This window comes from Xanthobacter flavus, from assembly GCF_017875275.1.
Taxonomy (GTDB): Bacteria; Pseudomonadota; Alphaproteobacteria; order Rhizobiales; family Xanthobacteraceae; genus Xanthobacter; species Xanthobacter flavus_A.
On record NZ_JAGGML010000001.1, the window covers coordinates 1 to 22,403 of the forward strand.

25 protein-coding genes are annotated in these 22,403 nt (G+C 67.7%); 6 read left to right on the top strand and 19 right to left on the bottom strand.

Annotated elements, in window-relative coordinates; genetic code table 11:
- The 3 genes from J2126_RS00005 to J2126_RS00015 form a co-directional block, all read right to left on the bottom strand.
- A partial coding sequence (locus tag J2126_RS00005) for an ArnT family glycosyltransferase (RefSeq protein ID WP_209482967.1) occupies window positions 1–905 on the bottom strand: 905 nt, incomplete at its 3' end.
- Between the two features lie 111 nt (window positions 906–1,016).
- Window positions 1,017–1,307, bottom strand: coding sequence for an acylphosphatase (locus J2126_RS00010; protein ID WP_209482969.1), 291 nt, complete (start codon window positions 1,305–1,307; stop codon window positions 1,017–1,019).
- A gap of 8 nt (window positions 1,308–1,315) precedes the next feature.
- Window positions 1,316–2,137, bottom strand: a complete 822-nt coding sequence (locus J2126_RS00015; RefSeq protein ID WP_209482971.1) for a cell envelope integrity EipB family protein — start codon at window positions 2,135–2,137, stop codon at window positions 1,316–1,318.
- A 133-nt stretch (window positions 2,138–2,270) separates the two neighbouring features.
- On the opposite strand from J2126_RS00015, the gene J2126_RS00020 reads away from it, so the two are divergent.
- The 4 genes from J2126_RS00020 (at window position 2,271) to J2126_RS00035 (ending at window position 5,638) form a co-directional block, all read left to right on the top strand.
- Window positions 2,271–2,750, top strand: coding sequence for a RidA family protein (locus tag J2126_RS00020; RefSeq protein WP_209482973.1), 480 nt, complete (start codon window positions 2,271–2,273; stop codon window positions 2,748–2,750).
- A 12-nt stretch (window positions 2,751–2,762) separates the two neighbouring features.
- On the top strand, window positions 2,763–3,512 hold the full coding sequence (locus J2126_RS00025; RefSeq protein ID WP_209482976.1) for a glycerophosphodiester phosphodiesterase family protein: 750 nt from the start codon (window positions 2,763–2,765) through the stop codon (window positions 3,510–3,512).
- Between the two features lie 64 nt (window positions 3,513–3,576).
- Window positions 3,577–4,749: a GNAT family N-acetyltransferase gene (locus J2126_RS00030; RefSeq protein ID WP_209482978.1), complete on the top strand. Its 1,173-nt coding sequence runs from the start codon at window positions 3,577–3,579 to the stop codon at window positions 4,747–4,749.
- Window positions 4,750–4,867: 118 nt separating this feature from the next.
- The gene (locus tag J2126_RS00035; protein ID WP_209482980.1) at window positions 4,868–5,638 is read left to right on the top strand and encodes a proteasome-type protease; all 771 of its coding nucleotides are present in this window, start codon (window positions 4,868–4,870) and stop codon (window positions 5,636–5,638) included.
- Between the two features lie 90 nt (window positions 5,639–5,728).
- Here the strand turns inward: J2126_RS00035 and J2126_RS00040 are convergent, their stop codons facing one another.
- The 5 genes from J2126_RS00040 to J2126_RS00060 form a co-directional block, all read right to left on the bottom strand.
- On the bottom strand, window positions 5,729–6,187 hold the full coding sequence (locus J2126_RS00040) for a peptidylprolyl isomerase (RefSeq protein WP_169121089.1): 459 nt from the start codon (window positions 6,185–6,187) through the stop codon (window positions 5,729–5,731).
- Between the two features lie 94 nt (window positions 6,188–6,281).
- A complete protein-coding gene (locus tag J2126_RS00045; RefSeq protein ID WP_209482982.1) occupies window positions 6,282–6,836 on the bottom strand; it encodes a peptidylprolyl isomerase in 555 nt (184 codons plus the stop codon).
- Between the two features lie 70 nt (window positions 6,837–6,906).
- Window positions 6,907–7,416, bottom strand: coding sequence for a pantetheine-phosphate adenylyltransferase (gene coaD, locus J2126_RS00050; RefSeq protein WP_209482984.1), 510 nt, complete (start codon window positions 7,414–7,416; stop codon window positions 6,907–6,909).
- 90 nt (window positions 7,417–7,506) lie between these two features.
- Window positions 7,507–8,223 carry a metal-dependent hydrolase gene (locus J2126_RS00055; RefSeq protein ID WP_209482987.1) on the bottom strand — a complete coding sequence of 239 codons (717 nt, stop codon included), beginning with the start codon at window positions 8,221–8,223 and terminating at the stop codon, window positions 7,507–7,509.
- A gap of 114 nt (window positions 8,224–8,337) precedes the next feature.
- Complete coding sequence (locus J2126_RS00060) at window positions 8,338–9,069, bottom strand: cytochrome c biogenesis CcdA family protein (RefSeq protein ID WP_209482989.1); 732 nt, start codon at window positions 9,067–9,069, stop codon at window positions 8,338–8,340.
- A gap of 183 nt (window positions 9,070–9,252) precedes the next feature.
- Between J2126_RS00060 and J2126_RS00065 the strand changes: the two genes are divergently transcribed.
- Complete coding sequence (locus tag J2126_RS00065; RefSeq protein ID WP_209482991.1) at window positions 9,253–10,263, top strand: YcjF family protein; 1,011 nt, start codon at window positions 9,253–9,255, stop codon at window positions 10,261–10,263.
- Here the strand turns inward: J2126_RS00065 and J2126_RS00070 are convergent.
- The 4 genes from J2126_RS00070 to J2126_RS00085 all read right to left on the bottom strand — a co-directional run bounded on the left by J2126_RS00070 (window position 10,252) and on the right by J2126_RS00085 (window position 14,421).
- The gene (locus tag J2126_RS00070) at window positions 10,252–10,836 is read right to left on the bottom strand and encodes a hypothetical protein (protein WP_209482993.1); all 585 of its coding nucleotides are present in this window, start codon (window positions 10,834–10,836) and stop codon (window positions 10,252–10,254) included. The two genes, J2126_RS00065 and J2126_RS00070, sit on opposite strands and share 12 nt — an antisense overlap.
- Window positions 10,833–12,005 (bottom strand): vWA domain-containing protein, encoded by a 1,173-nt coding sequence (locus tag J2126_RS00075; protein ID WP_209482995.1) that lies wholly within the window; start codon window positions 12,003–12,005, stop codon window positions 10,833–10,835. Before J2126_RS00075 ends, J2126_RS00070 begins: the two co-directional genes overlap by 4 nt.
- Before the next feature lie 190 nt (window positions 12,006–12,195).
- The gene (locus J2126_RS00080; RefSeq protein ID WP_209482997.1) at window positions 12,196–13,323 is read right to left on the bottom strand and encodes a polysaccharide biosynthesis/export family protein; all 1,128 of its coding nucleotides are present in this window, start codon (window positions 13,321–13,323) and stop codon (window positions 12,196–12,198) included.
- Window positions 13,324–13,662: 339 nt separating this feature from the next.
- Complete coding sequence (locus J2126_RS00085) at window positions 13,663–14,421, bottom strand: metallophosphoesterase family protein (RefSeq protein WP_245327158.1); 759 nt, start codon at window positions 14,419–14,421, stop codon at window positions 13,663–13,665.
- 170 nt (window positions 14,422–14,591) lie between these two features.
- On the opposite strand from J2126_RS00085, the gene cbiB reads away from it, so the two are divergent.
- Window positions 14,592–15,557 (top strand): adenosylcobinamide-phosphate synthase CbiB, encoded by a 966-nt coding sequence (gene cbiB, locus J2126_RS00090; protein WP_209482999.1) that lies wholly within the window; start codon window positions 14,592–14,594, stop codon window positions 15,555–15,557.
- Window positions 15,558–15,561: 4 nt separating this feature from the next.
- Here cbiB and J2126_RS00095 read toward each other — a convergent pair whose 3' ends face one another.
- The 7 genes from J2126_RS00095 to J2126_RS00125 all read right to left on the bottom strand — a co-directional run bounded on the left by J2126_RS00095 (window position 15,562) and on the right by J2126_RS00125 (window position 22,379).
- On the bottom strand, window positions 15,562–17,016 hold the full coding sequence (locus J2126_RS00095; protein ID WP_245327159.1) for a cobyric acid synthase: 1,455 nt from the start codon (window positions 17,014–17,016) through the stop codon (window positions 15,562–15,564).
- Complete coding sequence (gene cobO / locus J2126_RS00100; RefSeq protein WP_209483001.1) at window positions 17,016–17,645, bottom strand: cob(I)yrinic acid a,c-diamide adenosyltransferase; 630 nt, start codon at window positions 17,643–17,645, stop codon at window positions 17,016–17,018. The genes J2126_RS00095 and cobO overlap by 1 nt, the downstream gene beginning before the upstream one ends.
- On the bottom strand, window positions 17,642–18,193 hold the full coding sequence (gene cobU / locus J2126_RS00105; protein WP_209483003.1) for a bifunctional adenosylcobinamide kinase/adenosylcobinamide-phosphate guanylyltransferase: 552 nt from the start codon (window positions 18,191–18,193) through the stop codon (window positions 17,642–17,644). Before cobU ends, cobO begins: the two co-directional genes overlap by 4 nt.
- Before the next feature lie 800 nt (window positions 18,194–18,993).
- Window positions 18,994–20,004: a lipopolysaccharide heptosyltransferase I gene (gene waaC, locus J2126_RS00110; protein WP_209483005.1), complete on the bottom strand. Its 1,011-nt coding sequence runs from the start codon at window positions 20,002–20,004 to the stop codon at window positions 18,994–18,996.
- Complete coding sequence (gene waaF / locus J2126_RS00115; protein ID WP_209483007.1) at window positions 20,001–21,023, bottom strand: lipopolysaccharide heptosyltransferase II; 1,023 nt, start codon at window positions 21,021–21,023, stop codon at window positions 20,001–20,003. Before waaF ends, waaC begins: the two co-directional genes overlap by 4 nt.
- A 99-nt stretch (window positions 21,024–21,122) precedes the next feature.
- Window positions 21,123–21,596 carry a phasin gene (locus tag J2126_RS00120; protein ID WP_245327160.1) on the bottom strand — a complete coding sequence of 158 codons (474 nt, stop codon included), beginning with the start codon at window positions 21,594–21,596 and terminating at the stop codon, window positions 21,123–21,125.
- Between the two features lie 240 nt (window positions 21,597–21,836).
- A complete protein-coding gene (locus J2126_RS00125) occupies window positions 21,837–22,379 on the bottom strand; it encodes a phasin family protein (protein ID WP_209483011.1) in 543 nt (180 codons plus the stop codon).
- Window positions 22,380–22,403 lie beyond the last annotated feature (24 nt).

A 22,403-nucleotide genomic window follows, 5' to 3' on the forward strand; every position in this document is an offset into this window, starting at 1 on the left:
TCGGCTATTGCGCCCTCGCCGCGATTGTAGGGCAGGAAGACCAGCGCCACGACCAGCACCAGCGGCAGCACATAGCCGAACAGCGCACCGACCATGCTGGAGACCACCGCATCCCACCCCGCGCCCGTGGCGCCGATGGTCTGGGCGGTGGCCTCGGCCACGTTCTGGCCGTAGCGCCAGAGTGCGAAGCCGTAGATACCGAGCGGGACAGCCGCCACCGCGACCGTGACGAGCAGGCGCGGGTCCAGGATCACCTTGCGATAGGCCGGCTCCAGCAGGCAGGCCACCAGAAGGGCGCCGAGGAAGGCGACGAAGCCGAACTTGCCCAGCACGCCAGCGGCGATCCACAGGCCAAGCCCCGCATAGAGGCCGAGGCTCTTGTGACGGCTCAGGGCCATCACCGTCAGGAAGGTGCCGGCGATGGCCACGATCATCACGTTGGAATGGGTGAGGATCCGGTGGCTGTGGTACCCGATCACCCATATGAACGAGAGCGAGAAGGTGGCGAGCGCCTGCAGTCGGGGATCGGCGATCATGCGCCGGGCCACCCGGTAGACCAGCATGGCGCAGGCGAAGAGCAGCGTGTAGCGCAGCACGGCGAACGACAGCGTGCCGACGCCGAAGATCCGCTGCAGGCCCCACAGGAGCCAGTCGTACAGCGGCGGATTGCGCGGAACGTAGGAAAGCTCCAGCGACTGGACCATGTAGCTTTCGATGGCGTCGTCAGCGTTCACCGCGATCTCGAAGACCACCGCGATCGCCGCGTGGAGCACCATCCAGAGGGCGACGATGAGCGCCACGCCCTCGGGCCGCGCCCAGAACGGAGCCTGCAAAGTGCTCGCCCCGTGGGAACCGGTGGCGGCGGCCGCCGCGGGCACATCCCTGTCGAGATAGGTATCGGTCACCGGGGCACTCCTCATCCGCGCCTCTATACCGCCGTGACAGACGAGGCGCCACCGCGCGGAGCGTGGGCCTCCCGCGCCAGGGCGGGCTCCGTCGCGCGGCTCGACAATCAGCTAGAGCGTTTCGAGGACGACGAAGCGGTCTCGGCCGCCGACCGCCAGCGCCGCGTCTGACACCTCGTGGACCAGCATCTCGTCGACCCGGGCGCCCGCCGGACCGGTGCGGCAGGCGGCGAGCATGGCCTCCACCTCTTCCGCCGGTCCGGCGAATACCGCTTCCACGGCGCCCGACCGGCGATTGCGGGCAAAGCCGAGCAGGCCGCGCCGTTCGGCCTCCCGCGCGCACCAGGCCCGATAGCCGACGCCCTGCACCCGGCCGCGCAGCATCACATGAACATGGCGCATGGGAGTGCCTATTGGGGGCAGGCGCCGGACGGCGTCAGGGCCTCGAACGTCGCCATGGCGCCGACCAGCGCGAAACGGCCGTAATCGATCTTGAGGCTGCCGACGACGCCGTTGTCATAGAGGGAGAAGCTCATGACGTAGGCGGGCGTGCGGTCCACGCCCCCCTCGTCGAAATAGCTGATGGTCACGGGATAGAAGGTGCGCCCGGCGAGCGCGGCCCGGGCGGGCGCCGCGATGCGGCTTTCGTCGGTGCTCGGGCGGCCGATGACCGCCAGCGTGTCATAGACCTTCTGGGGATCGCTCGCGCCGTCATAGACCTTGGCCTGATAGACGCTCTCGCCGCCGCTGGCAGCGGCCAGAACCTTCTTCACATGCTCTGTGGGCATCAGGATGTCGCCCTTGAGCGTGAAGGTGGCCGATTCGGGCTTGCTGACGACCACCCGGAGCGCCGGCGGCTCCTGCCGTTCCACATTGGCCTCAAGCTCCAGCCCGTCGTCGTCCCCGCCCTCGGTGGTCGACGTGAAGCGATAGGACTTGCCCGCGCCATCTTCCCAGGCCTTGGAGATGACGCTCTGGCGCACGGGCTCGCCGCCGGTGGAGGCGGCGCTCTGCTGGCTGGTCAGGGTGGTGTAGCCGGCGCAGGCATCGCCGGTGATCTCGTAGCGAATCTCCCCGTTCATCTCCTCCAGCTGGCCGGAAGGCTTGGAGCCGTCGAGGGAGAGGCGGTAGGTCGCCTTGTGCGGCAGCAGGGTCACCGCGCCAGCGGGCAGAGCGGAAAAGCACCACAGGCCGGCCACCGTCGCCGCGGCGAGGCGCAAATGCTTCGTCATGTCTCAACTCCTTCCGGCCGTCCGGTTCGGGCGACACAGTGCTACCGCCCGAGCGGACCCTTTGCTTGCGCCGAAGCGGCTCTTCGGCGAAGAGGATGGCTTAATTGCGCGCTGCATAAGGCAGGAGATTCCCATGACCGCGTCCGCCCAAACGTCATCCGTCGAAAAGAAGCTCGCCGAACTCGGAATCACCCTGCCCAGCCCCAAGCCGCCCGTCGCCAATTATGTGCCGGTGGTGCGCACCGGCAACCTGCTGTTCGTGTCCGGCCAGGTCTCCGCCGACGCGGACGGCAAGATCGCCACCGGCAAGCTCGGCGCGGGCGTGAGCATCGAGGCCGGACAGGCGGCGGCGAAGCTATGCGCCATCAACATCCTCGCCCAGGTGAAGGCCGCCATCGGCGACCTCGACAAGGTGGTGCGGATCGTGAAGCTCGTGGGCTTCGTCAACGCCACCGGCGATTTCGCCGACCAGCCCAAGGTCGTCAACGGCTGCTCGGACTTCTTCGTCGAGGTGCTGGGCGACAAGGGCCGCCATGCGCGCTCGGCGGTGGGCGTCTCCGGCCTGCCGTTCGACTGCTCGGTGGAGGTGGAAGCCATCGTCGAGATCGCCTGAGCGGAGCCGAGCATGGGCGACCTGAGCTGGATCACCGCCCGCCCGGTCGCCCATCGCGGCCTGCACGACGCCGCGCGCGGTCTCATCGAGAACGCCCTGTCGGCGGCCGAGGCGGCGGCCGTCGCGGGCTATCCCATCGAGCTGGACATCCAGATCAGCGCCGATGGAGAAGCCATGGTCTTCCACGATTTCACCCTCGATCGCCTGACGGCGGCGAAGGGTGCGATCTCGGCGCTGAGCGCGGCGGAGCTTGGGCGCATTCCGCTCGCGGGAACGGCGGACACGATCCCGACCCTCGCGGCCTTCCTCGCCCGCGTGGGTGGTCGGGTGCCTCTCTTCATCGAGATCAAGAGCGCGTTTTCCGGCGATACACGGCTCGCGAGACGGGCTGTGGATGCGATCGCGGGGTATGGCGGCGAGGTCGCGTTGATCTCCTTCGATCCCGACATGCTGGCCGAGGCCAAGGCGCGCGCGCCGCATATCCCGCGCGGCATCATCGCCCAGGCGCGCTATGACGGTGCCCACTGGCCCGGCATGACGCCCGAGCGGGGACGGATGCTCGCGGACATGGATCACCGCGCTGCCAGCGGCTACGATTTCATTTCCTATCGCTTCGCCGACCTGACCCACCCCGCCCTCGTGGCCGCCCGGGCACAGGGGCTGCCCGTGACTGCCTGGACGGTCCGGAGCCCCGCCGACGCCGCCCGCGCGCTCGCCGGGGCCGACCAGATCGTGTTCGAGGGCTTCACCCCGCAGGCATAGGGGCGTAAATCTGCGGCGTCCTGTCGCGGTGGTCAGCTTCTACCGCAATGCACACTTAAGCCCGATGGCCGACGCCCACATCCGCATCCTGCCCAACCTGTCCGAGATCAAGGCGGCCGACTGGGACGCGTGTGCGGCCGGTGGGGCGATGCGCCCCGAGCCGTTCGTGAGCCACGCCTTCCTTTCAGCCCTGGAGCAATCGGGCTGCGCCGCCGCCCGCACCGGCTGGCTGCCACAGCACCTCGTGCTCGACGGGCCGGACGGAAAGCCCGCCGCCGTCTGCCCCGCATATCTGAAGTCCCACTCGCGGGGAGAATACGTCTTCGACCAGGGCTGGGCCGACGCCTACATGCGGGCCGGCGGCGAATATTACCCCAAGGTACAGGTGGCCGTGCCCTTCACCCCCGTCACCGGCCGGCGCCTGCTGCTGAAGGACCCGGACGATGCGGCGGCCGAGCTGGCTCTCGGCGCCGGCCTCAAGCAGCTGGTGCGGCTGCGCGGCGCCTCCTCGGCCCATGTGACCTTTTCCACCGAAACCGAATGGGAGGCGCTGGCCTCCCTCGGCTTCCTCAAGCGCACCGACCGCCAGTTCCACTGGACCAATGCGGGGTATGCCACCTACGACGACTTCCTCGCCGAGCTGGCCTCCCGCAAGCGAAAGGCGCTGAAGAAGGAGCGGCGCGAAGCGGTTTGCGAGGGCATCTCCATCGAGTGGCTCACCGGCAAGTCCTTGACGGAAGAGGCTTTCGACGCCTTCTTCATGTTCTATCTGGACACCGGCGGCCGCAAATGGGGCACGCCCTATCTCAACCGCCAGTTCTTCCAGCTGGCCGCCGAGCACATGGCCGACCAGATCCTGCTGGTGATGGCGCGGCGGGAGGGGCGCTACATCGCCGGCGCGCTGAATTTCATTGGCGCGGAAACGCTTTACGGCCGCTACTGGGGCGCGGTGGAGCACCACCCCTTCCTTCATTTCGAGGTCTGCTACCATCAGGCCATCGACTATGCGATCGCCACCGGCCTGAGGGTCGTCGAGGCCGGCGCGCAGGGCGAGCACAAGCTGGCGCGGGGCTATCTGCCCAAGGCCACCCACTCCGCTCACTACATCGTGCACCCGGGCCTCGCCGGGGCCGTCGCGCAGTATCTGGAGCGCGAGCGCAGCCATGTGGAAGAGGATTCGGCCGTGCTGACCGAACTCGGCCCGTTTCGCCGGTGCGTGGAGGAGGAGCAGGACTGACGCGTGCCGCAAGTGGCATCACGCTTTCGTCGGCCCTCATCGCGACGCGACATCATCCGCCCGGTTGCCCGGCTCACCGGCGGGTCGCTATAGTCCCCCGCCAATCTGGGGACAGGCGATGACGTATTGCTGTGGGGTTCTGGTCCGTGACGGTCTGGTGCTGATCGCCGACACGCGGACCAATGCGGGCCTCGACAACATTTCCACCTTCCGCAAGCTCCACATCTTCGAGGAGCCGGGCCATCACGTGCTGGGCCTCGCCACGGCCGGCAACCTGTCCGTCTCCCAGTCGGTCGTCAGCATGCTGCACGAAGGTGTGGAAGATCATGAGATGGGCGAGCGGCGCCAGCTGCGCGACTGCCGCACCATGTTCCAGGCCGCCCAGCTGGTCGGCATCGCCATCCGGCAGGTGCACCGCGTGAACGGGCCATTCATGGAGCAGTCCAATGTCAGCTTCGACGTGTCGTTCCTGCTCGGCGGCCAGATCGCGGGCGACAGCCTGCGGCTCTACATGGTCTATTCCGCCGGCAATTTCATCGAATGTACGCAGGACACGCCCTTCCTGCAGATCGGCGAGCACAAATACGGCAAGCCGGTGCTGGACCGGGCGGTGAATTACGACATGGAGATTTCCGAGGCGCTGAAATCCAGCCTCATCTCCATGGATTCCACCATGCGCTCCAATCTTGGGGTCGGCCTGCCCATCGACGTGATGGTGGTGACGCCGGATACGCTGCGTTCCGAGCTGATCTACCGCATCGAGCCCGGCGAGCCCTATTTCCACGACCTGCGCGAGCGCTGGTCCGCCGCGCTGCGCTCGGCCCACGCCTCGATCCCCAAGCCGCCCTACCTCAAGAACGCCCGCCCGCGCGCGGTCAACGATATCTGAGGACAAGCTTCGGCCGAACGAAAAAGGGCGCCCCGGCGGGCGCCCTTTCATTTCAGCGGCCTCGATGGCCGAAAATCACGCCGCCTAAAATCACGCTGCCTTGGGGGCGAGCTTGGCGGTGACGATCTTGTCCGGATCCTTCACCGGCTCGCCGCGCTTGATCTGGTCGATATTGTCCATGCCGTCGATCACCTCGCCCCACACCGTGTACTGGCGGTCGAGGAAGCGGGCGTCGGTGAAGCAGATGAAGAACTGGCTGTCGCCCGAATCCGGGTTCTGCGCGCGGGCCATGGAGCAGGTGCCACGGACGTGGGGCTGGGCGTTGAACTCCGCCTTCAGCTTCTTGCCCGAGCCGCCCATGCCGGTGCCGGTCGGATCGCCGGTCTGGGCCATGAAGCCCTCGATCACGCGGTGGAACGGCACGCCGTTGTAGAAGCCCTGGGAGACCAGCTCCTTGATGCGGGCAACGTGGCCGGGGGCGAGGTCGGGACGGAACGCAATGGTCACCGGGCCCTTGGTGGTTTCGAGGATCAGGACTTCATCGCTCATCAATCGTTTCCTTCACTTGCAGCGCATCGGCGCCGGTCGGGGAATTTGCTGCGGCTGCTGAGCCGGCCGCGGCGGGGCATCTTCTGGCCGCGCCTCACTTGGCGTCGGCGGCGACCTGCATCTTCACGATCTTGTCGGGATTGGACACCGTGCCGCTGGCACCGGAGCCCTTCTTGATCTTGTCCACGAACTCCATGCCCGACACCACCTGGCCCACGACCGTGTACTGGCCGTTCAGGCTCGGGGTGGAGTCGAACATGATGAAGAACTGGGAATCGGCGCTATCGGGCGAGGAAGCCCGCGCCATGCCGACGACGCCGCGCGTGAAGGGGGTGCTGGAGAATTCCGCCGCCAATTTCTGCCCGGAGCCGCCCGTGCCGGTGCCGGTGGGATCGCCGGTCTGCGCCATGAAGCCGGCGATCACCCGGTGAAACGGCACGCCGTTATAGAAGCCCGTGCGGGTGAGTTCCTTGATGCGCGCGACGTGCTTGGGAGCGAGATCGGGGCGCAACTTTATAACGACCCGCCCGTAGGCCGTGTCGAGATAAAGCATGTTCTCTGCCTCCTGCTTGGTCTGCGCCGCCGCCGGCAGCGCGAAGGCGAGCACGACGAAGGCTGCGGCGAGGAAGCGGCCGAATAGGCGCGTCATATGGGTCTCTCCCGGAAAGCCCCGGCCTCGGGGCGGTTTGGCCGCATGGGCGCGGCGGCGAATGAGGGCGCTATCGCTTGAACTTGGCATTAAGCCGCGCCAGCACTTCGGGCGGCACGAAGGCGGAGACATCCCCGCCCATGGAGGCGATCTGGCGCACGAGAGTGGCGGTGATGGGGCGCACGCGGGGGGAAGCCGGCAGGAACACCGTCTGGATGCCCGGCGCCAGCGTGCCATTCATGCCGGCCATCTGCATCTCGTAGTCGAGATCCGTCCCGTCGCGCAGGCCGCGAATGAGCAGCGTGGCGCCGAGCTGTTGGGCGGTGGAGATGATGAGATTGTCGAAGGTGACGGCCTCGAGCGTCGCATTCTCCTCCGCCGCCACCGGCCCGCACACCTCGCGCAGCATGGCGAGACGCTCCTCGGCGGCAAACAGCGGCGCCTTGCCGGGATGGATGCCCACCGCCAGCACCAGCCGGTCGGCGAGGCGACAGGCGGAGCGCACCACGTCCAGATGGCCGTTGGTAAGCGGATCGAAGGAGCCGCCATAGATGGCGGTACGGACGGTGTGTTCGCTCATGCGGCCTGTCTTCAGCCTGTTCTGATCCCGCAAGGCCTAGCCTTGCGGGCGCCGGGACGCAATGGGAAGGACCGAAAGGCCCCGTCCCGCTCAGACCTCGAACGAGCCGCCGCTCTCGGGCACCACCACCTTCACCGGGTGACCCTTCAGCGCCTCGACGAAGGCGGAGGCATCCGGCACCAGGATGGGGAAGGTGCCGTAGTGGATCGGCACCACGATCTCCACGCCCGGCAGGAAGCGCTTCACCGCCAGCGCAGCCACTTCGGGCCCCATGGTGAAGCGGTCGCCGATGGGAATAAACACCACCTTCGGCGCGTGGATTTCGCACAGGAGCCCCATGTCGGAGAAGATGTCCGTGTCCGCCATGTGCCACACGGTCGGCTCGCCCGGCGCCTTGATGATGAGGCCGGTGGGGTTGCCGAGATATTCGGACGGCGCCGCCGGGCCGCCGGAGGAATGGTCGGCGCGCACCATGGTCACGCTGAAACCACCGAGGTCGATCTTGCCGCCGGTGTTCATCATCTGCGGCGCATTGCCGGCGCCCTTGGCCGAGAGGTAGGCGCACAGCTCGGGATTGGCGACCACCGGCAGCGTCCGGCTGGCGTCGGCCGCATCTTCCACCAGCGAAAGCGTGTCGCCGATATGGTCACCATGGCCGTGGGTGAGCAGGATGTGCGTCACCCCGCGCGCGGCGTCCTCGACCGTGGAGCGAAAGCTCGGGTTGCCGGTGAAGAAGGGATCGATGAGGACGGCCTTGTCGTCGAAATCAAGCCGGAAGGCGGCGTGGCCGTACCAGGTGATCTTCATGGGATTGCCTCTGGTGGCTTCATGCATGCGCGGGATGGTCCGGCATTGCGCCGGCGCGCGGGGAAGGGTTCGGGGCGCGGAGTATCCCGGAAGCCCCGCGAACGCGCAATCTCCTCAGCCGATGGTCGAGAGCGAGGGGAAGGTCTCGATCAGCCAGTAGCTCGCATGGGCGATCCAGCCGGACATGAAGGCGATCCCGGTGAGCACCAGCAGCGCGCCCATGGCTTTCTCCACCACCGGCAGCATCTTGCGCATGTGGACGAGGCCGCGCAGGAACGGCCGCACCGCGAATGCCGCTGCAAGGAACGGCACGCCGAGGCCCAGCGAATAGACGGCCAGCAGCCCCGCACCCTTGGAGACGGTCGCCTCCGACCCCGCCACCGCGAGGATGGCCCCGAGCACCGGGCCGAGGCAGGGCGTCCAGCCGAAGGCGAAGGCGAGGCCCATCACGAAGGCGCCCCACAGCCCCGTTGGCGCATGCACATGCGCGCGCGCCGTGCGGTGCAGCAGATGAATGCGGAACACGCCGAGGAAATTGAGCCCCATGATGATGATGGCGATGCCGGCGATGATGGACAGCACGTCCAGATGCGCACGCAGAAGGTCGCCGATGGCCGAGGCCCCCGCCCCCAGCGCCACGAAAACAACGCTGAAGCCCGCGACGAACAGGGCGGCGCCGACCAGCGCCCGCCGCTCCACCTCCTTCACCGGCTCGGCACCGGCGAGGTCGTCCAGCGTGCTGCCGCCGAGGAAGCACAGATAGGGCGGCACCAGAGGCAGGACGCACGGAGAGACGAAGCTCGCAAGGCCGGCGAGGAAGGCGGCAGGCAGGGTCACGTCGGCCATTCTTGGGTCGCGGCTCTCTTCTCGTGGACGGGAATGCCCCTCTTATTGCCCCTATTGAAGCCCCAGGCCGGCCGGGGCAAGCCACACATCGCCGCGCTCGCCGGCTTGTGAGCGGCGCTCCCGCGCCCCATCCGCGCGTCCGCGCCCCTTGCGGTCGCCGCATTTGAAGGACATTTCAGGACCATGAGCGACGAGCGCACTTCCCCACGGCGGCCGCAGGTGTTCCGCCTCGACGAGGCGAACATCACCCTGGCTCCGCCCGAAATGGCGGAGGTAGAAGCCGCCCTGCCCGTCCCGGTGCCCGTGAAGCCGAAGCGTGGCTGGGGCATGTCGCTCGCCACCTTGTTCTGGTCCGCCCTTGGCGGCGTGCTGAGCCTCGCCGCCTATGTGGGTCTGAGCAAGCTGATTGAAGACCTTTATTCCCGCGCGCCGTGGCTCGGCTGGGTGGGCATCGGCGTCACAGCCCTCCTGCTCATCGCCGCCGTGCTGATCGTGGCGCGGGAGGTGGCCGGCCTGTCGCGGCTGGCGCGGCTCGACGACATCCGCGACCGCGCCGAGCGCGCCCTTGCCGAGGACGACCGCCCATTGGCGGAAGGCGTGGTGCGGGACGTGCTCAAGCTCTCCTCCCATGCCCCCACTCTCGCCCGCGCGCGCATGGATCTGGAGGGCCATCTCTCCGGCATCATCGATGGCGCGGACCTCGTGCGCCTCGCCGAGCGCTCGCTGTTGCCCTCGCTGGATTCGCAGGCGCGTCAGATGGTGTCGGACGCTGCCCGCAACGTTTCCGTCGTCACCGCCGTGTCGCCGCGCGCGGCGGTGGACCTTGCCTTCGTGCTCTACAGCGCCGTGACGCTGATGCGCCGGCTCGCCTACCTCTACGGCGGGCGGCCGGGCACGCTCGGCACCTTCCGGCTGGTGCGCCATGTGCTCGGGCACCTCGCCGTTACGGGCGGCATGGCGGCGGGGGATACGCTGGTTCAGCAACTCGTCGGCCAAGGCCTCGCCGCGCGGCTCTCCGCCCGATTGGGCGAGGGCGTGGTGAATGGCCTGCTCACCGCCCGGCTTGGGCTTGCCGCCATTGCGGTGACGCGGCCTCTGCCCTTCACCGCCCTTCCCGCCCCACGCCTCGCGGATGTCGCAACAGGCCTGATGCGCAAGGTGGAGGAAGAGGAGGCGGCCGCCTCACGCCGGTAGCAGATGGCGCGGCAGGGCGCCGGGCGCGTAGGTGACGGGCCGGTTGCGCCAGATCATCTCGGCGGTGGGCCACACCACGAAGGCGCCCATCGCCGCGAGGAACATGGCGAACGCCCATTCCTGCTGCAGGATGGCGAAGCCGAGCACCGCAAGAAGGCCCGCCAGCGCCGCGAGCCCGGCAACGACCATTGCCCAGAAGCGCAGCGGGCCATATCCGCCCCGGTAGCGAGGGGTGGCGCCGGAGACGGCGAGCGCGCGATGGAAGGCCCGGACGAAGGCGGCATAATCTTCCCGCTGGTCCCGCACGCCGGTCAGCGAGATGCGCGAGGCGGAACCGACCTTCAGGCGCGGCCCGTCGCGCCCCGCGATATCCATCTCGAAGCTGGGCGCGGCGAATTTCGCCGGCAGGAAGCGCAAGTGTACGGCCGTAATGTCCGCCAGCCGCAGCCGGCCCTCGCGCGGGCCTATGCTCCACAAAAGGGCCTCCGGCAGCAGTTCCAGCCGCACGCCCGCCCCGCCGAGGCGGGGCAGATGGGCATAGGCGATCGTCCCGGTCGAAGAAGCGGCCGTCACGTCAGTTCCCGCATGGCGGCGTCGATGCCCTGAACGGTGAGGGGGAACATCCGGTCTTCAAGGATCTGGCGCATGACGCGGATGGAGTCCGTATAGCCCCAGTGCGGCTGAGGCACCGGATTCAGCCAGGCGGCCTTGGGATAGGTGGTGAGCAGGCGCTCAAGCCACAGCTTTCCCGGCTCGGCGTTGTTGTGCTCCACCGAGCCATTGGCGAACATGATCTCGTAGGGGCTCATGGAGGCGTCGCCCACGAAGATCAGCTTGTAGTCGTGGCCGTAGGTGTGGAGCACATCGAACAGCGGGATGCGCTCGGAGGCGCGGCGGGCATTGGACTTCCACACGCTCTCATAGACGCAATTGTGGAAGTAGAAGTGCTCGAGGTGCTTGAACTCCATGCGCGCGGCCGAGAACAACTCCTCCACCTGCTCCACGTGCCAGTCCATGGAGCCCCCCACGTCGAGGAACAGCAGCACTTTCACCGCATTGCGCCGCTCCGGCCGCAGCTTCACATCGAGATAGCCCTGGCGGGCCGTCTCGCGGATGGTGCCGTCAAGGTCCAACTCATCCGGGGCGCCGATGCGGGCGAATTTGCGCAGCCGGCGCAGGGCCACCTTGATGTTGCGGGTGCCCAGCTCGACCCCGTCGTCCAGGTCCTTGAACTCACGCTTGTCCCACACCTTCACCGCGCGGAAGTTGCGGTTGCCGTCCTGGCCGATGCGCACGCCCTCGGGATTGTAACCGTAGGCACCGAAGGGGGAGGTGCCGGCGGTGCCGACCCATTTGGAGCCGCCCTGGTGGCGTCCCTTCTGCTCCTCCAGCCGCTTCCTGAGCGTCTCCATGAGCTTGTCGAGGCCGCCCATGGCCTCGATCTGCGCCTTCTCCTCGTCCGTGAGGTGCTTTTCGGCGAGCTTGCGCAGCCACTCTTCGGGGATGGAATGGCCCTCCTCTCCCAGCGCCTGCTCCAGCCCCTTGAAGCAGCGGCCGAAGACCTGGTCGAAACGGTCGAGGTGGCGCTCGTCCTTCACGAGGCTTGCGCGGGCGAGATAGTAGAACGCCTCGACCTGACGGCCGGCCACGTCGCGGTCCATGGCCTCCATGAGGGTGAGATATTCCCGCACCGAGACCGGCACGCCCGCCGCCTTGAGGGCCTCGAAGAAGGCAATGAACATCCCGTCCCGGTCCTTCCACTGCCGCGTCGCGCGGCCCCGTCCGCCATCTGGGCCAGAGCATAGCGCTCTCGCGTGGTGACGCAAAAGCGCCCTGTCCCGCCGTCGCGCCTGCCAAAACGAAAATGCCCCGGCGAGGGCCAGGGCATTTCCTTGATGTCGGAACAGACCGCCCCGCGCGGGGCGGCAGTCCTCAGTTCACGCCGTAGATGTTGCTGTTGGCGTTGGTGATGGATTCCACGGTCAGGGCACCCAGCAGCACGAGGTTGAGGAACTTGGTGAGTTCCACCGAACCGGCATTGCCGATGTAGATGATGTCCTTGTCCCGCATGGGGATCTTGGTGGCGAGCAGGTAGCCCGTCGGCTCGCGGAAGTTCACCTGATAGATCGTGGGGATGCGGGCCTCCGGCAGATGGGAGACATCGACGCCCATCCGCTCCAGCGTGGTGCGGTTTTCAACGCGGAACAGGAAGGCCGACTGGGGATCCGCCTGCTGGTCCACCAGACCTTCGGATTTGGCCACGGCCTCGCTCAGGCTGATGCTGTCATCGCCGAAATTGAACTGGCCCTGGCGTCCGGTTGCGCCGAAAGCGAGGAAGGTGCGCGGACGGCTAAACACGTAGATGGTGTCGTCCGGCTGCAGATAGACGTTGTTGGCCGGCTCGCGGATCAGCCGGTTGAAGCTGATCGTCGCCTCGCGGTTACCGCGCTGCAGGGTCACGAACAGGTCGTAGCCCTTGCTGGTGATCTGGCCGCCGCGGCTGATGGCGTCGAGGACGCGCTCGCCCGAGGACGTCAGCGGGAACTTCGCGGGGGTGGTCATCTCACCGATGACCGTCACCGAATTGGAGCGCTGCGACTTCACCGACACCACGGCCTGGGGCTCGATGGCGCGGTTGCGCAGACGATCGACGATCTCCTTCTCGACCTGCGAGGGCTGGAGACCCGCCGCCCGCACCTGCCCGGCGTAGGGCACCGAGATCATGCCGTTCGGATCCACCGTCTGGGCGGGGATGTCGACGAAGTTACCAGCGCGCGACGCCGCTTCGGCGGGAATGAAGAGGCCACCCGACGACGCTTCGAAGATCGACACGCCGACCACATCGCCGACGCCGATCTTGATGTCCGGAATGGACCGGCGATCGTTGCGGAAGGTCCCGATGAGCCCCTTGGAATCCATGGATGCAAGCACCTGGACCACCTGGGCAGTCACCGGCACCAGCTTGTAACCGACGCCGTCGGTATCCTGAGTCGCGGCACTTGTGACTTCGACCGAATAAGGTCCGGAGGCGGGCAGGAGATTGCAGCCGGCCAGTGCCATGGAGACGGCAATCGAGACGGCGATTCGCGTCGTGCGACGGAACCGGCCAATCAAATTTTCGGTGGCAAGATTCACTGCCAAAGCCCCCGTGAATTACGTGCTTCTACCTAACACGAGGGAAGCGGGCGGGCATATTGCAGGGCAGCAGAGATTGGCTCAACGACGCCAGTTCTACCGCCCGTGTGGCAGAAGAGTCACAGCTAAAACCGTACCAGGATACGGCATGCCAACGATGTCAAGGTTAACGCCCCCGAACCCGCGATAGTCTTGCGTTTTGCAAGCCCTGCCGTAGCGGCGACTCGACCGCGCAGCAGGCGCCGGCCGCCTCTTTGCGGCCGTTCAGGTGGCGATGAGGAAGCGATCCGCGCCTTCAAGCACCAGGCAGGTGAGATGCCCCGTGGCATAGGCGCCGGTGTCGATATTGATGCGGTTGCTCAGCACCTCGGGGTCCTTCATGGGGGTGTGCCCATGAACGATGCAGTGCCCGAACCAGTCCGGATGGTCGAGGAATTCCCGCCGGATCCACATCATGTCCTCGCGGGTCTGCTCCTCCAGCGGAATGCCGGGGCGAAGGCCGGCATGGACGAAGGCATAGTCGCCGCAGACAAAATGGCTGGAGAGCATGCGCAGGAAGGAGATGTGCTGGGTCGGCACGGCGGCCCGCCACTCGTTCCACAGCCGGGACTCGTCCACACCGGGGGCCGGGCGGACATAGGAATAGACGGTCTCGAGGCCGCCCATGCGCAGCCAACGCGAGAACGCCTCCTGCGACAGGAGGGACTCCAGCATCACCGCTTCGTGGTTGCCGGAGATGCAGATCGCCTTGTGATCCTGCCGCCGCTTGATGAGCGCATCCAGCACGCCGGACGACTGCGCGCCGCGGTCCACATAGTCGCCCAGATAGACCTCGATGCAGTCGGGGCCGGGATTGGCGGCCATATCCTCGTCGATCGCGGCCTGCAGCGCGGTCAGCAGATCGAGCCGGCCGTGGATGTCGCCGACGGCATAGATGCGCATGTGGTCCGGGACGAGCGGGATGGCCGGATCGCGATAGTGTTCTGTCACGGTGCTGTTCGGGCGGAGCTTCAGCATCGTCATGTCCGCAACATCCCTGCTGGTGTCAATGCCCCCGCACGAACCACTGGTAAGCCCCTAATATAACCCACAAGTTCGATTCTGGCGATGTTTTAGTTGCAACGCAACAATAACCACACGATCAGACGTGAGCGGCGCAATAATTTCTTCGCGACGCGGTAGCGGGGGAGCGAATGGCGTTTGAAATCGCGGCGCTGGCCGTGCTGCTGGAGGTATTGCTGGGATATCCCGCTGCTCTGGTGCGGCGGATCGGCCACCCCGTCATCTGGATCGGCCGGCTCATCCTCGTCCTCGACCGGCGCCTCAATCGACCGGACTTCGCACCGGGCCGGCGCCGGCTCCTGGGTGTCGTCACCGTGGCGCTGGTGCTGGCGGCCGCCGCTCTGCCGGCCTTCGCACTGGAATGGCTGCTGCGCCCCCTCCCCTTCGGCATCGTGATCCTCGGCCTCGCAGGATCGAGCCTGATCGCCCAGCGCTCCCTGCATTGGCATGTGGAGCGTGTGGCGGAGGCCCTGGAGAGCGGCAACCTTGAAGCCTCCCGCGCGGCTGTCGGCCATATCGTCGGACGCGATCCGCAGACGCTGGATGCGGAGGGCGTCGCCCGCGCCGCCATCGAGAGCCTGGCGGAGAATTTTTCCGACGGCGTGGTGGCCCCCACCCTGTGGCTCTGCGTGGGCGGGCTCGCGGGCGGGGCGGCCTACAAGGCGCTCAACACGGCTGACAGCATGATCGGCCACCTCACCGAGCGCCACGCCGCCTTCGGCTGGGCCGCGGCCCGGGCGGACGACTACGTGAACCTGCCGGCCTCGCGCCTCGCCGGAGCGCTCATCATCGCCGGTGCGGCGCTCACGGCCGGCGCGCATTCCGGCGACGCCCGCCGGGCCATGCTGCGGGATGCGCCGCGTCATCGCTCGCCCAATGCAGGCTGGCCGGAAGCGGCCATGGCCGGCGCCCTGGGGCTGCGGCTGAATGGCCCGAAGGTCTATGCGGGCGTGCTCACGCAAGACGCCTACATGGGCGATGGCCGGCGCGAGGCGACCGCTGGGGACGTGCGCATGGCGCTGAAGGTGTACCGGCGCGCCGACGCCCTCATGATCCTGCTGGTGCTGGCGGGTGCCGGCCTCACCCTGCTCGTCTGAGGGATCAGCGCGCCAGCGCCAGAAGTCGGTCGAGGTCGAGGTGGGCGGCCAAGTGGGCGGCCAGTGCGTCCAGCGTCGCCTCCACGCCGTCCTCATAGGCCACGGCGCCGCCCGCCCCGCCCAGCCGGCCGAGCAGGGCGGCGCGGAAGGTGTCCGAGGCGAACAGCCCGTGGACATAGGAGCCGGCGACACGGCCCGAGGCCGAGCGCGCGCCTTCCGGCCGCCCATCGGCGAGATGGCCAAAGGCGCGGTCGCAATCCGCGCCCCGGGTTGCCCCCATGTGCATCTCGTAGCCATGGAAGGGCGCGCCCTCGGCCGTGCCGCTCACCTCCTCCAGCCGTTTTTCGCCGGTCAGCACCGTGTGGACATCGAGCAGCCCGAGGCCACGGGCGATCTTCGCCTCGCCCTCCACTCCATCCGGATCGGCGATGGTCTGGCCAAGCATCTGATAGCCGCCGCACAGGCCCATCACCGCCCCACCGCGCCGGGCGAAGGCGAGGATGTCGTGGTGGAGCCCGCCGTTCTTGAGCGCGGCAAGGTCCGCGATGGTCGCCTTGGAGCCGATCATCAGCACCAGATCGGTATCGAGCGGCAATATCTCGTGCGGGCGGAGGCGGCGCACCTCGACGCCCGGCTCGGCATCGAGCGGGTCGAGATCGTCGAAATTGGAGACATGGGGCAGGATCGGCACGGCGATGCGCAGCCGCGCCCCGGCCTTGGGCGGCGGCGGAGCCGACAAGGCGAGCGCATCCTCGGCCGGAAGGCGGGCCGCATCGGGAAAGTGCGGCACGAGGCCGAGGGCGTCCCAGCCGGTGAGGCGCGCGATCAGATCCATGCCGGAGGCGAACAGCGCCGGATCACCCCGGAAACGGTTGACGATGAAGCCCCGGATCATGGCCGCGTCGGCGGCCTCGATCACCGCCTTCGTCCCGGCGAGGCTGGCGATGACGCCGCCCCGGTCGATGTCGCCGATCAGCACCACGGGCACGTCAGCCGCCCGCGCGAAGCCCATGTTGGCGATGTCGGCGGCGCGCAGATTGACCTCGGAGGCGCTGCCCGCGCCTTCCACCAGCACGAGGTCGGCCTCGGCCTTGAGCCGCGAGAAGCTGTCCAGCACCGCCGGCATCAAGGTGGGTTTCAGAGACTGGTAGGCGGCGGCCTTCGCCGTGCCGTGGACGCGGCCCTGAACGACCACCTGCGCGCCAGTCTCGCCCTGCGGCTTCAGCAGCACCGGGTTCATATGCACGCTCGCGCGCACCCGCGCGGCCCGCGCCTGCAAGGCCTGCGCGCGGCCGATCTCTCCGCCGTCTGCCGTCACGGCGGCATTATTGGACATGTTCTGCGGCTTGAACGGCCGCACCCTGAGACCGCGCAGCGTGAAGGCACGGGCGAGACCCGCGACGATGAGGGACTTGCCCACATCCGAGCCCGTGCCCTGAAACATGAGCGCGCGGGCCATCAGAACTCGATGCCCGGCTGCGCCTTCACCCCGGCAGCGAAATGGTGCTTCACCAGCCCCATCTCGGTCACGAGATCGGCCACGGCGAGAAGCTCGGGCTTTGCATTGCGGCCGGTGACGACCACATGCAGCCCCGGCCGCCGCGCCGCGAGGGTCGCGACCACCTCGGCGAGGTCGAGATAGTCGTAGCGCAGGGCGATGTTCAGCTCGTCGAGGATGACGAGCGAGATGGTCTCGTCGGCCATCAGCTCGCGCGCCTTGCCTAAGGCGCGGGTGGCGGCGGCCTTGTCGCGGGCGAGATCCTGCGTTTCCCAGGTGAAGCCCTCGCCCATGGTGTGCCAGCTCACACGGTCGCCAAAGGCCTGGAAGGCCTCCTGCTCGCCGGTCTGCCAGGCACCCTTGATGAACTGCACCACCCCCACCCGTCCGCCCCGCCCCAGCATGCGCAGGGCGAGGCCGAAGGCCGCCGTGCTCTTGCCCTTGCCGGGGCCGGTATGGACCACCAGCAGGCCCTTCTCGATGGTCTTTTCCGCCACCTCCTTGTCCTGCACCGCCTTGCGCTTTTCCATCTTGGCGCGATGGCGGGCGGCGGCCTCATCGTCGGGAGACGGGGGGATGGGGTCGCTCATGGCGTCTCCTCCTTCAGGGTCAGGGGCAGGCCGGCCACCACCAGCACCACCCTGCCGGCGCGGGCGGCGAGGCGCTGGTTGAGGAGGCCGGCGGCGTCGCGGAAGCGGCGAGCCAAGGTATTGTCGGGGACGATGCCGAAGCCGACTTCGTTGGCGACGCAGATGGTCGGGCCCGGCCGGGCGACGAGGGCCGCCTCCAACGCGGCCGCCTCGGCGTCGAGGTCGTGCTCGGCGAGCAGGTGGTTGGAAAGCCAGAGGGTCAGGCAATCCACCAGCACGGGACGGGCGGGCGGCAGCGTGGCCAGCGCAGCGGCGAGAGCGAACGGCGCCTCCACCGTCTCCCACTCCACGCCCCGGCGGCCGCGATGGAGCGCGACGCGCGCCTCCATCTCGGTGTCCGGCTGGCCGCCGTAGCCAAGCTGGGCTGTGGCCATATAGGTCCAGGGGCCGGGGTGGCGCATGGTCTCCCGCTCCGCGAACCGGCTCTTGCCGGACCGCGCGCCGCCGAGCACCAGGACCAGAGAACCGGCGGACGACGCCTCCGCCATCAGATCCGGCCTCCGGCCGACGCATGGGCCGACCCAGCCCCCTTGCCTCGGCGGTGGCCGGTTCGGCCGGCGCGGCGCGTCCTCATCCCGTTTCCTCCCACCACCGCCGCTCCAGAACGGCGTGACTATAGGGGCCGGCAGCAGGCCCGCAAGCTGAGGAGAGCCGGAGGCCTGCGACGCACAAGCGGCGCCAAGATACCTCCGATCAAACACCGACTCGTCGTCTTTTCGGTTGGCGCTAGGCGACGCAGGCTGCCGGGCGCTTGAGTTGGGGGAAGATCGAGAAGCACTTTAAGGATGGAAAATTAACCATAAATATCAATATTTTATGGTTAATATCTGACTTTAATGACCAATCAAGAGTCGTGCAGATTAGAGAATTGTATTGAAAATCAGATACATATGCCATTTTCATGAGGTATTAATGGCATTAATTTACCACTTAATGTATTAAGTTAATCTCTCATGAATTCATTATAAATATATGAGATATATACATAATTTCTGGTTTAGGAGAAAATTCCTAGATCTTCGTTCCCCCGCCCTGGTCCGAAACAGGCCCTGCCCCGGCTCCTTTGCCCGGGGGAGCAAAACGTCCCGCTGATGTCTTTTGAACCGTAGGGCGAAGCTCATCCGCGCCTTTGCACCCACGCTTTCAGGTGCTCCAAGGGCGCAGGGCACGGGCATGGCACTGCTCCGCATGCAAAGGGACCGACGTCTGCGCCGATGACGGCCGGCAGAGGCTGACGCGGATCGATTCCCCTCCCCTGCCCCGCACTACCGAGAGGCAAATCGGCGGCTCAGCCTGCAGCGCGCAGCTTTTCGAGCGCCTGCCACACCTCGGCGGCGGAGATATCGGCGAGGCACGGCGGCCCTTCGCGCACATCAGGGGCGATGCGGCAGCTGGCCTTCTCGCAGGGCGCGCAGTCGCGCCGCGCCTTCAGTTCGGTGACACGGGCACCGAAAAGGCCGGTAAGCACCGGGTTGGTCGGGCCGTACAGACCGATGGTCGGCACCCCATAGGCAGCAGCCAGATGGCCGAGGCCCGTGTCCACCGTCACCACCCCGGCTGCGCCAGCGATCTCGGGGGCGAGACCCTCCAGCCCCTGCGGCGGCAGAAGACGCACATTCCCCTGCCCGGCGGCGATGGCCTCGGCACGGGCGCGCTCCTCGGCGCCGTGGGCGAACAGGCGCACCTGCATGCCCGCCGCGCCCGCCCGCGCCGCCAGGGCGCGCCAGCCGTCGAGGGTCCATGTCTTGGTGGGCCAGGTGGTGCCGTGCAGGAAGACGAGATAGGGAGCGCCGCCGGGGGCCGGCCGAAGCCCCGTATCCGCGGGCAGGCCATCGAGCCCATAGCCGAGCGCCGCCGCGAACAGCTTGCGGAGGCGCACGGCCATATGCTCCACCTCGGGGACGTGGTGGCGCGCGCCATAGAGCAGGCTCGCCAGCCCCTCGCGCGCGCTCCCTCGGTCGAAGCCGTGCCGGGGGCCACGGGCGAGAGCGGCCACGGCGGCGCTCTTCATCAGGCCCTGCGCGTCGATCACGAGATCATATGGCTCGGCCGCCAGCGCAGCCCGCACGCGCCCGGCCTCGCCGCCGGACAGCGCCGCGAGCGGCCGGCGCAGCATCCGGCGGAGCGGAACGGTGATGGTGCGGCGAACGGCGGGATGGAGTCGGGCGACCGGCGCGAAGGCCTCCTCCACCGCCCAGTCCACCGTGAGGCCGGGCACGCGGGCGGCCGCATCCGTCAGCGCGGGGAAGGTGTGGACCACATCCCCCAGCGACGACAGCTTCACCAGCAGCAGCTTCATCGGCGCAGTTGCTCGGCCGCGGCCAGAACCTCTTCGGCGGCGATGCCTTCGAGGCAGGCCAGCGTCTTCAGCGGGCACTCGCGCTTGTGGCAGGGCCGGCAGGGCAGATCGCGCGAAACCACGCGGGCGAAGGGCGAGGCCGGCGGCGTCATCTTCTCCGACGACGCGCCATAGATCACCACCAGCTTGCGGTCGAACGCACCGGCGATGTGCATCAGCCCGGAATCGTTGGAAATCACCACATCGGCGCCGGCGAGGATGGCGGCGGCCTCGATCAGCGTGGTGCGGCCGACCAGATTGTCCACCGGCACGCCGGCCGAGGCCTCGATGGCGCTCGCCGCCTCGGCATCCTTGGGCGAGCCCAGGATGCGGATGCGGTAGCCGTCCTTCACCGCCAGCGCGGCAAGCGCCGCGAACTTCGCCGCCGGCCAGCGCTTGGCGGGGCCATATTCCGCGCCGGGGCACAGCACCATCACCGGCCCTTCGCCGGCGAGGGGATATTTGGCGGCGGCGACGTCCAGCGCGCCGTCCGGCAGCATCAGGCGCGGGCGCGGCGCGCGGGCGATGGAGCCGGGCGGAAGGCCGAGAGCGACGAAGCGGTCCAGCGTGCGTGCGGTCTTGCGGTCGGGGTCGGGGCGCGCGTCGGTGAGGAGCGCGCTGCGCAATTCGGCGCGATAGCCCACGCGCTCGGGAATTTCGGCGGCGACCGGCACGATGGCGGCCTTGAACGCGCGCGGCAGGATGATCGCCTTGCCATAGCCCTCGCCCCGCAGGGCGCGGCCCGCCTTCCAGCGGGCGAGGAGGCCGAGTTCGCCATGGCCCAGCCCGAGCGGGATGGTGCGGCGAACGCCGGGGATCATGCGGGCGACGGGAAGGGCGGCGGGCGGCGCCAGCACATCGATGGGCCGGCCGGGCTCACGCAGGCGCAGCACGTCCACAAGGCTCGCCGCCATAACCATGTCGCCGACCCAGGACGGACCGACGAGCAGAAGCGGCGAAACGGAACCAAGGGCACGCATGCGACAACTCGCGGGGTGGAACGCCCCGCGTCATGACAAGGCGGAACCGCCGCGTCAAGCACGCTGGCCTGGACGCGGCGGTCAGTATGGAACGAAGGCTCAGGCGGCCGGACGGATCGTCTTCTCCACCGACGACTTGATCGGCTCGGACGAGTCAGAAGCGACCTTCTGCGCGAGCGCGGAGAGATCCTTGGCCTGGCCGGTCAGGGCCTCGAACTGCTTGCGGGCGTGGCCGGTGGAAAGCTCCACGGCTTCGGCGACGGTCTTGGCGGTCAGCAGCGAATTGAAATAGTCGAACGCGGAATTCACGTTCGATTGAACCGCCTCGAGCACCTTGGCATTGTACTGCGCCACGCCCTTGGAGGCGGTGGTGGCGCTGTCCTCGAAGGCGGCGTTCACCTGCTCGGCGGCGGCCTTCAGCTTGCTGTAGTTCTCGCGGTAGGTGGCGAGGCCCTTCTCGGCGATCTCGCGGACGGCCGGGGGCACCTCGACGCCGGGAACGGCATTGGTCGAGAACGCCTTTTTCGCCGCTTCGATCTGATCCTGATAAGCCTTGATGAAGGTATCGTTCATGTCATCCTCGGAACCGGGGCGTGGCGATCCGTGCCGAGGTGCGTTGCTGCAGTGCCACCTGAACGCAGCTTCACGCCAAGCGCCGGGAAGCGCTTGCATTGCGAGCATTCTAGATGAGCTGTGTTACCCCGACCAAGGGGTTATACAACAGTAAACGTGCAGCGCAAAATGAAATTCTGCGCTGCACAAGTCAAGGTTTCGAAACCAAGCGGGCCGGCGCCAGCCGGTAGAGTAATCCCGTCAGCCCTGCTGGCTGGGATCGGTCGCCTTCGCCGCTGCGGCCTGAGCCTCGCGCACCGCGGTCTCGCCGACGGTTTTCATATCCTGGGCCACGGTCTGCGCGCTCTGGGCGGCGGCGGCGGCCAGGGTTTTCAGGCGCTCGGCGAGGGTGCGGGCGTGTTCGTCCATGGTGCGCACGGCGTTCTCGCCGAGGGCCTTGGCATCGTCGCCGAAGGCCTTCGCCTGCTCGGACACGGTCTTCAGCTGGTTGGTGAGAAACTCCGCCTGGAGGCCCATCATCTCCTGAGGGCTCTTGGCCGCCACGAGCTTGTGCAGGAAATCGAAGCTCGCCTCGACATTCGCTTCCATCAGGCCGATGGCCTTCTGGCGGAAGTCCTTGATGCTGGAGCTGACTTCCTCGATACGGCCTTCGCTCTCGCCGACCGTTTCCCGCGCATTCTGGAACAGGGTCTCGAACGCCTGCCGGGCCTGCGCCACGTTCTTCTCGGCAATGGCCCGCATTTCTGGGGGCAGTTCCAGATCCGGACCGAACTTCGTCGTCATGGCCGTCTCTCCTCCGGGTGTCGG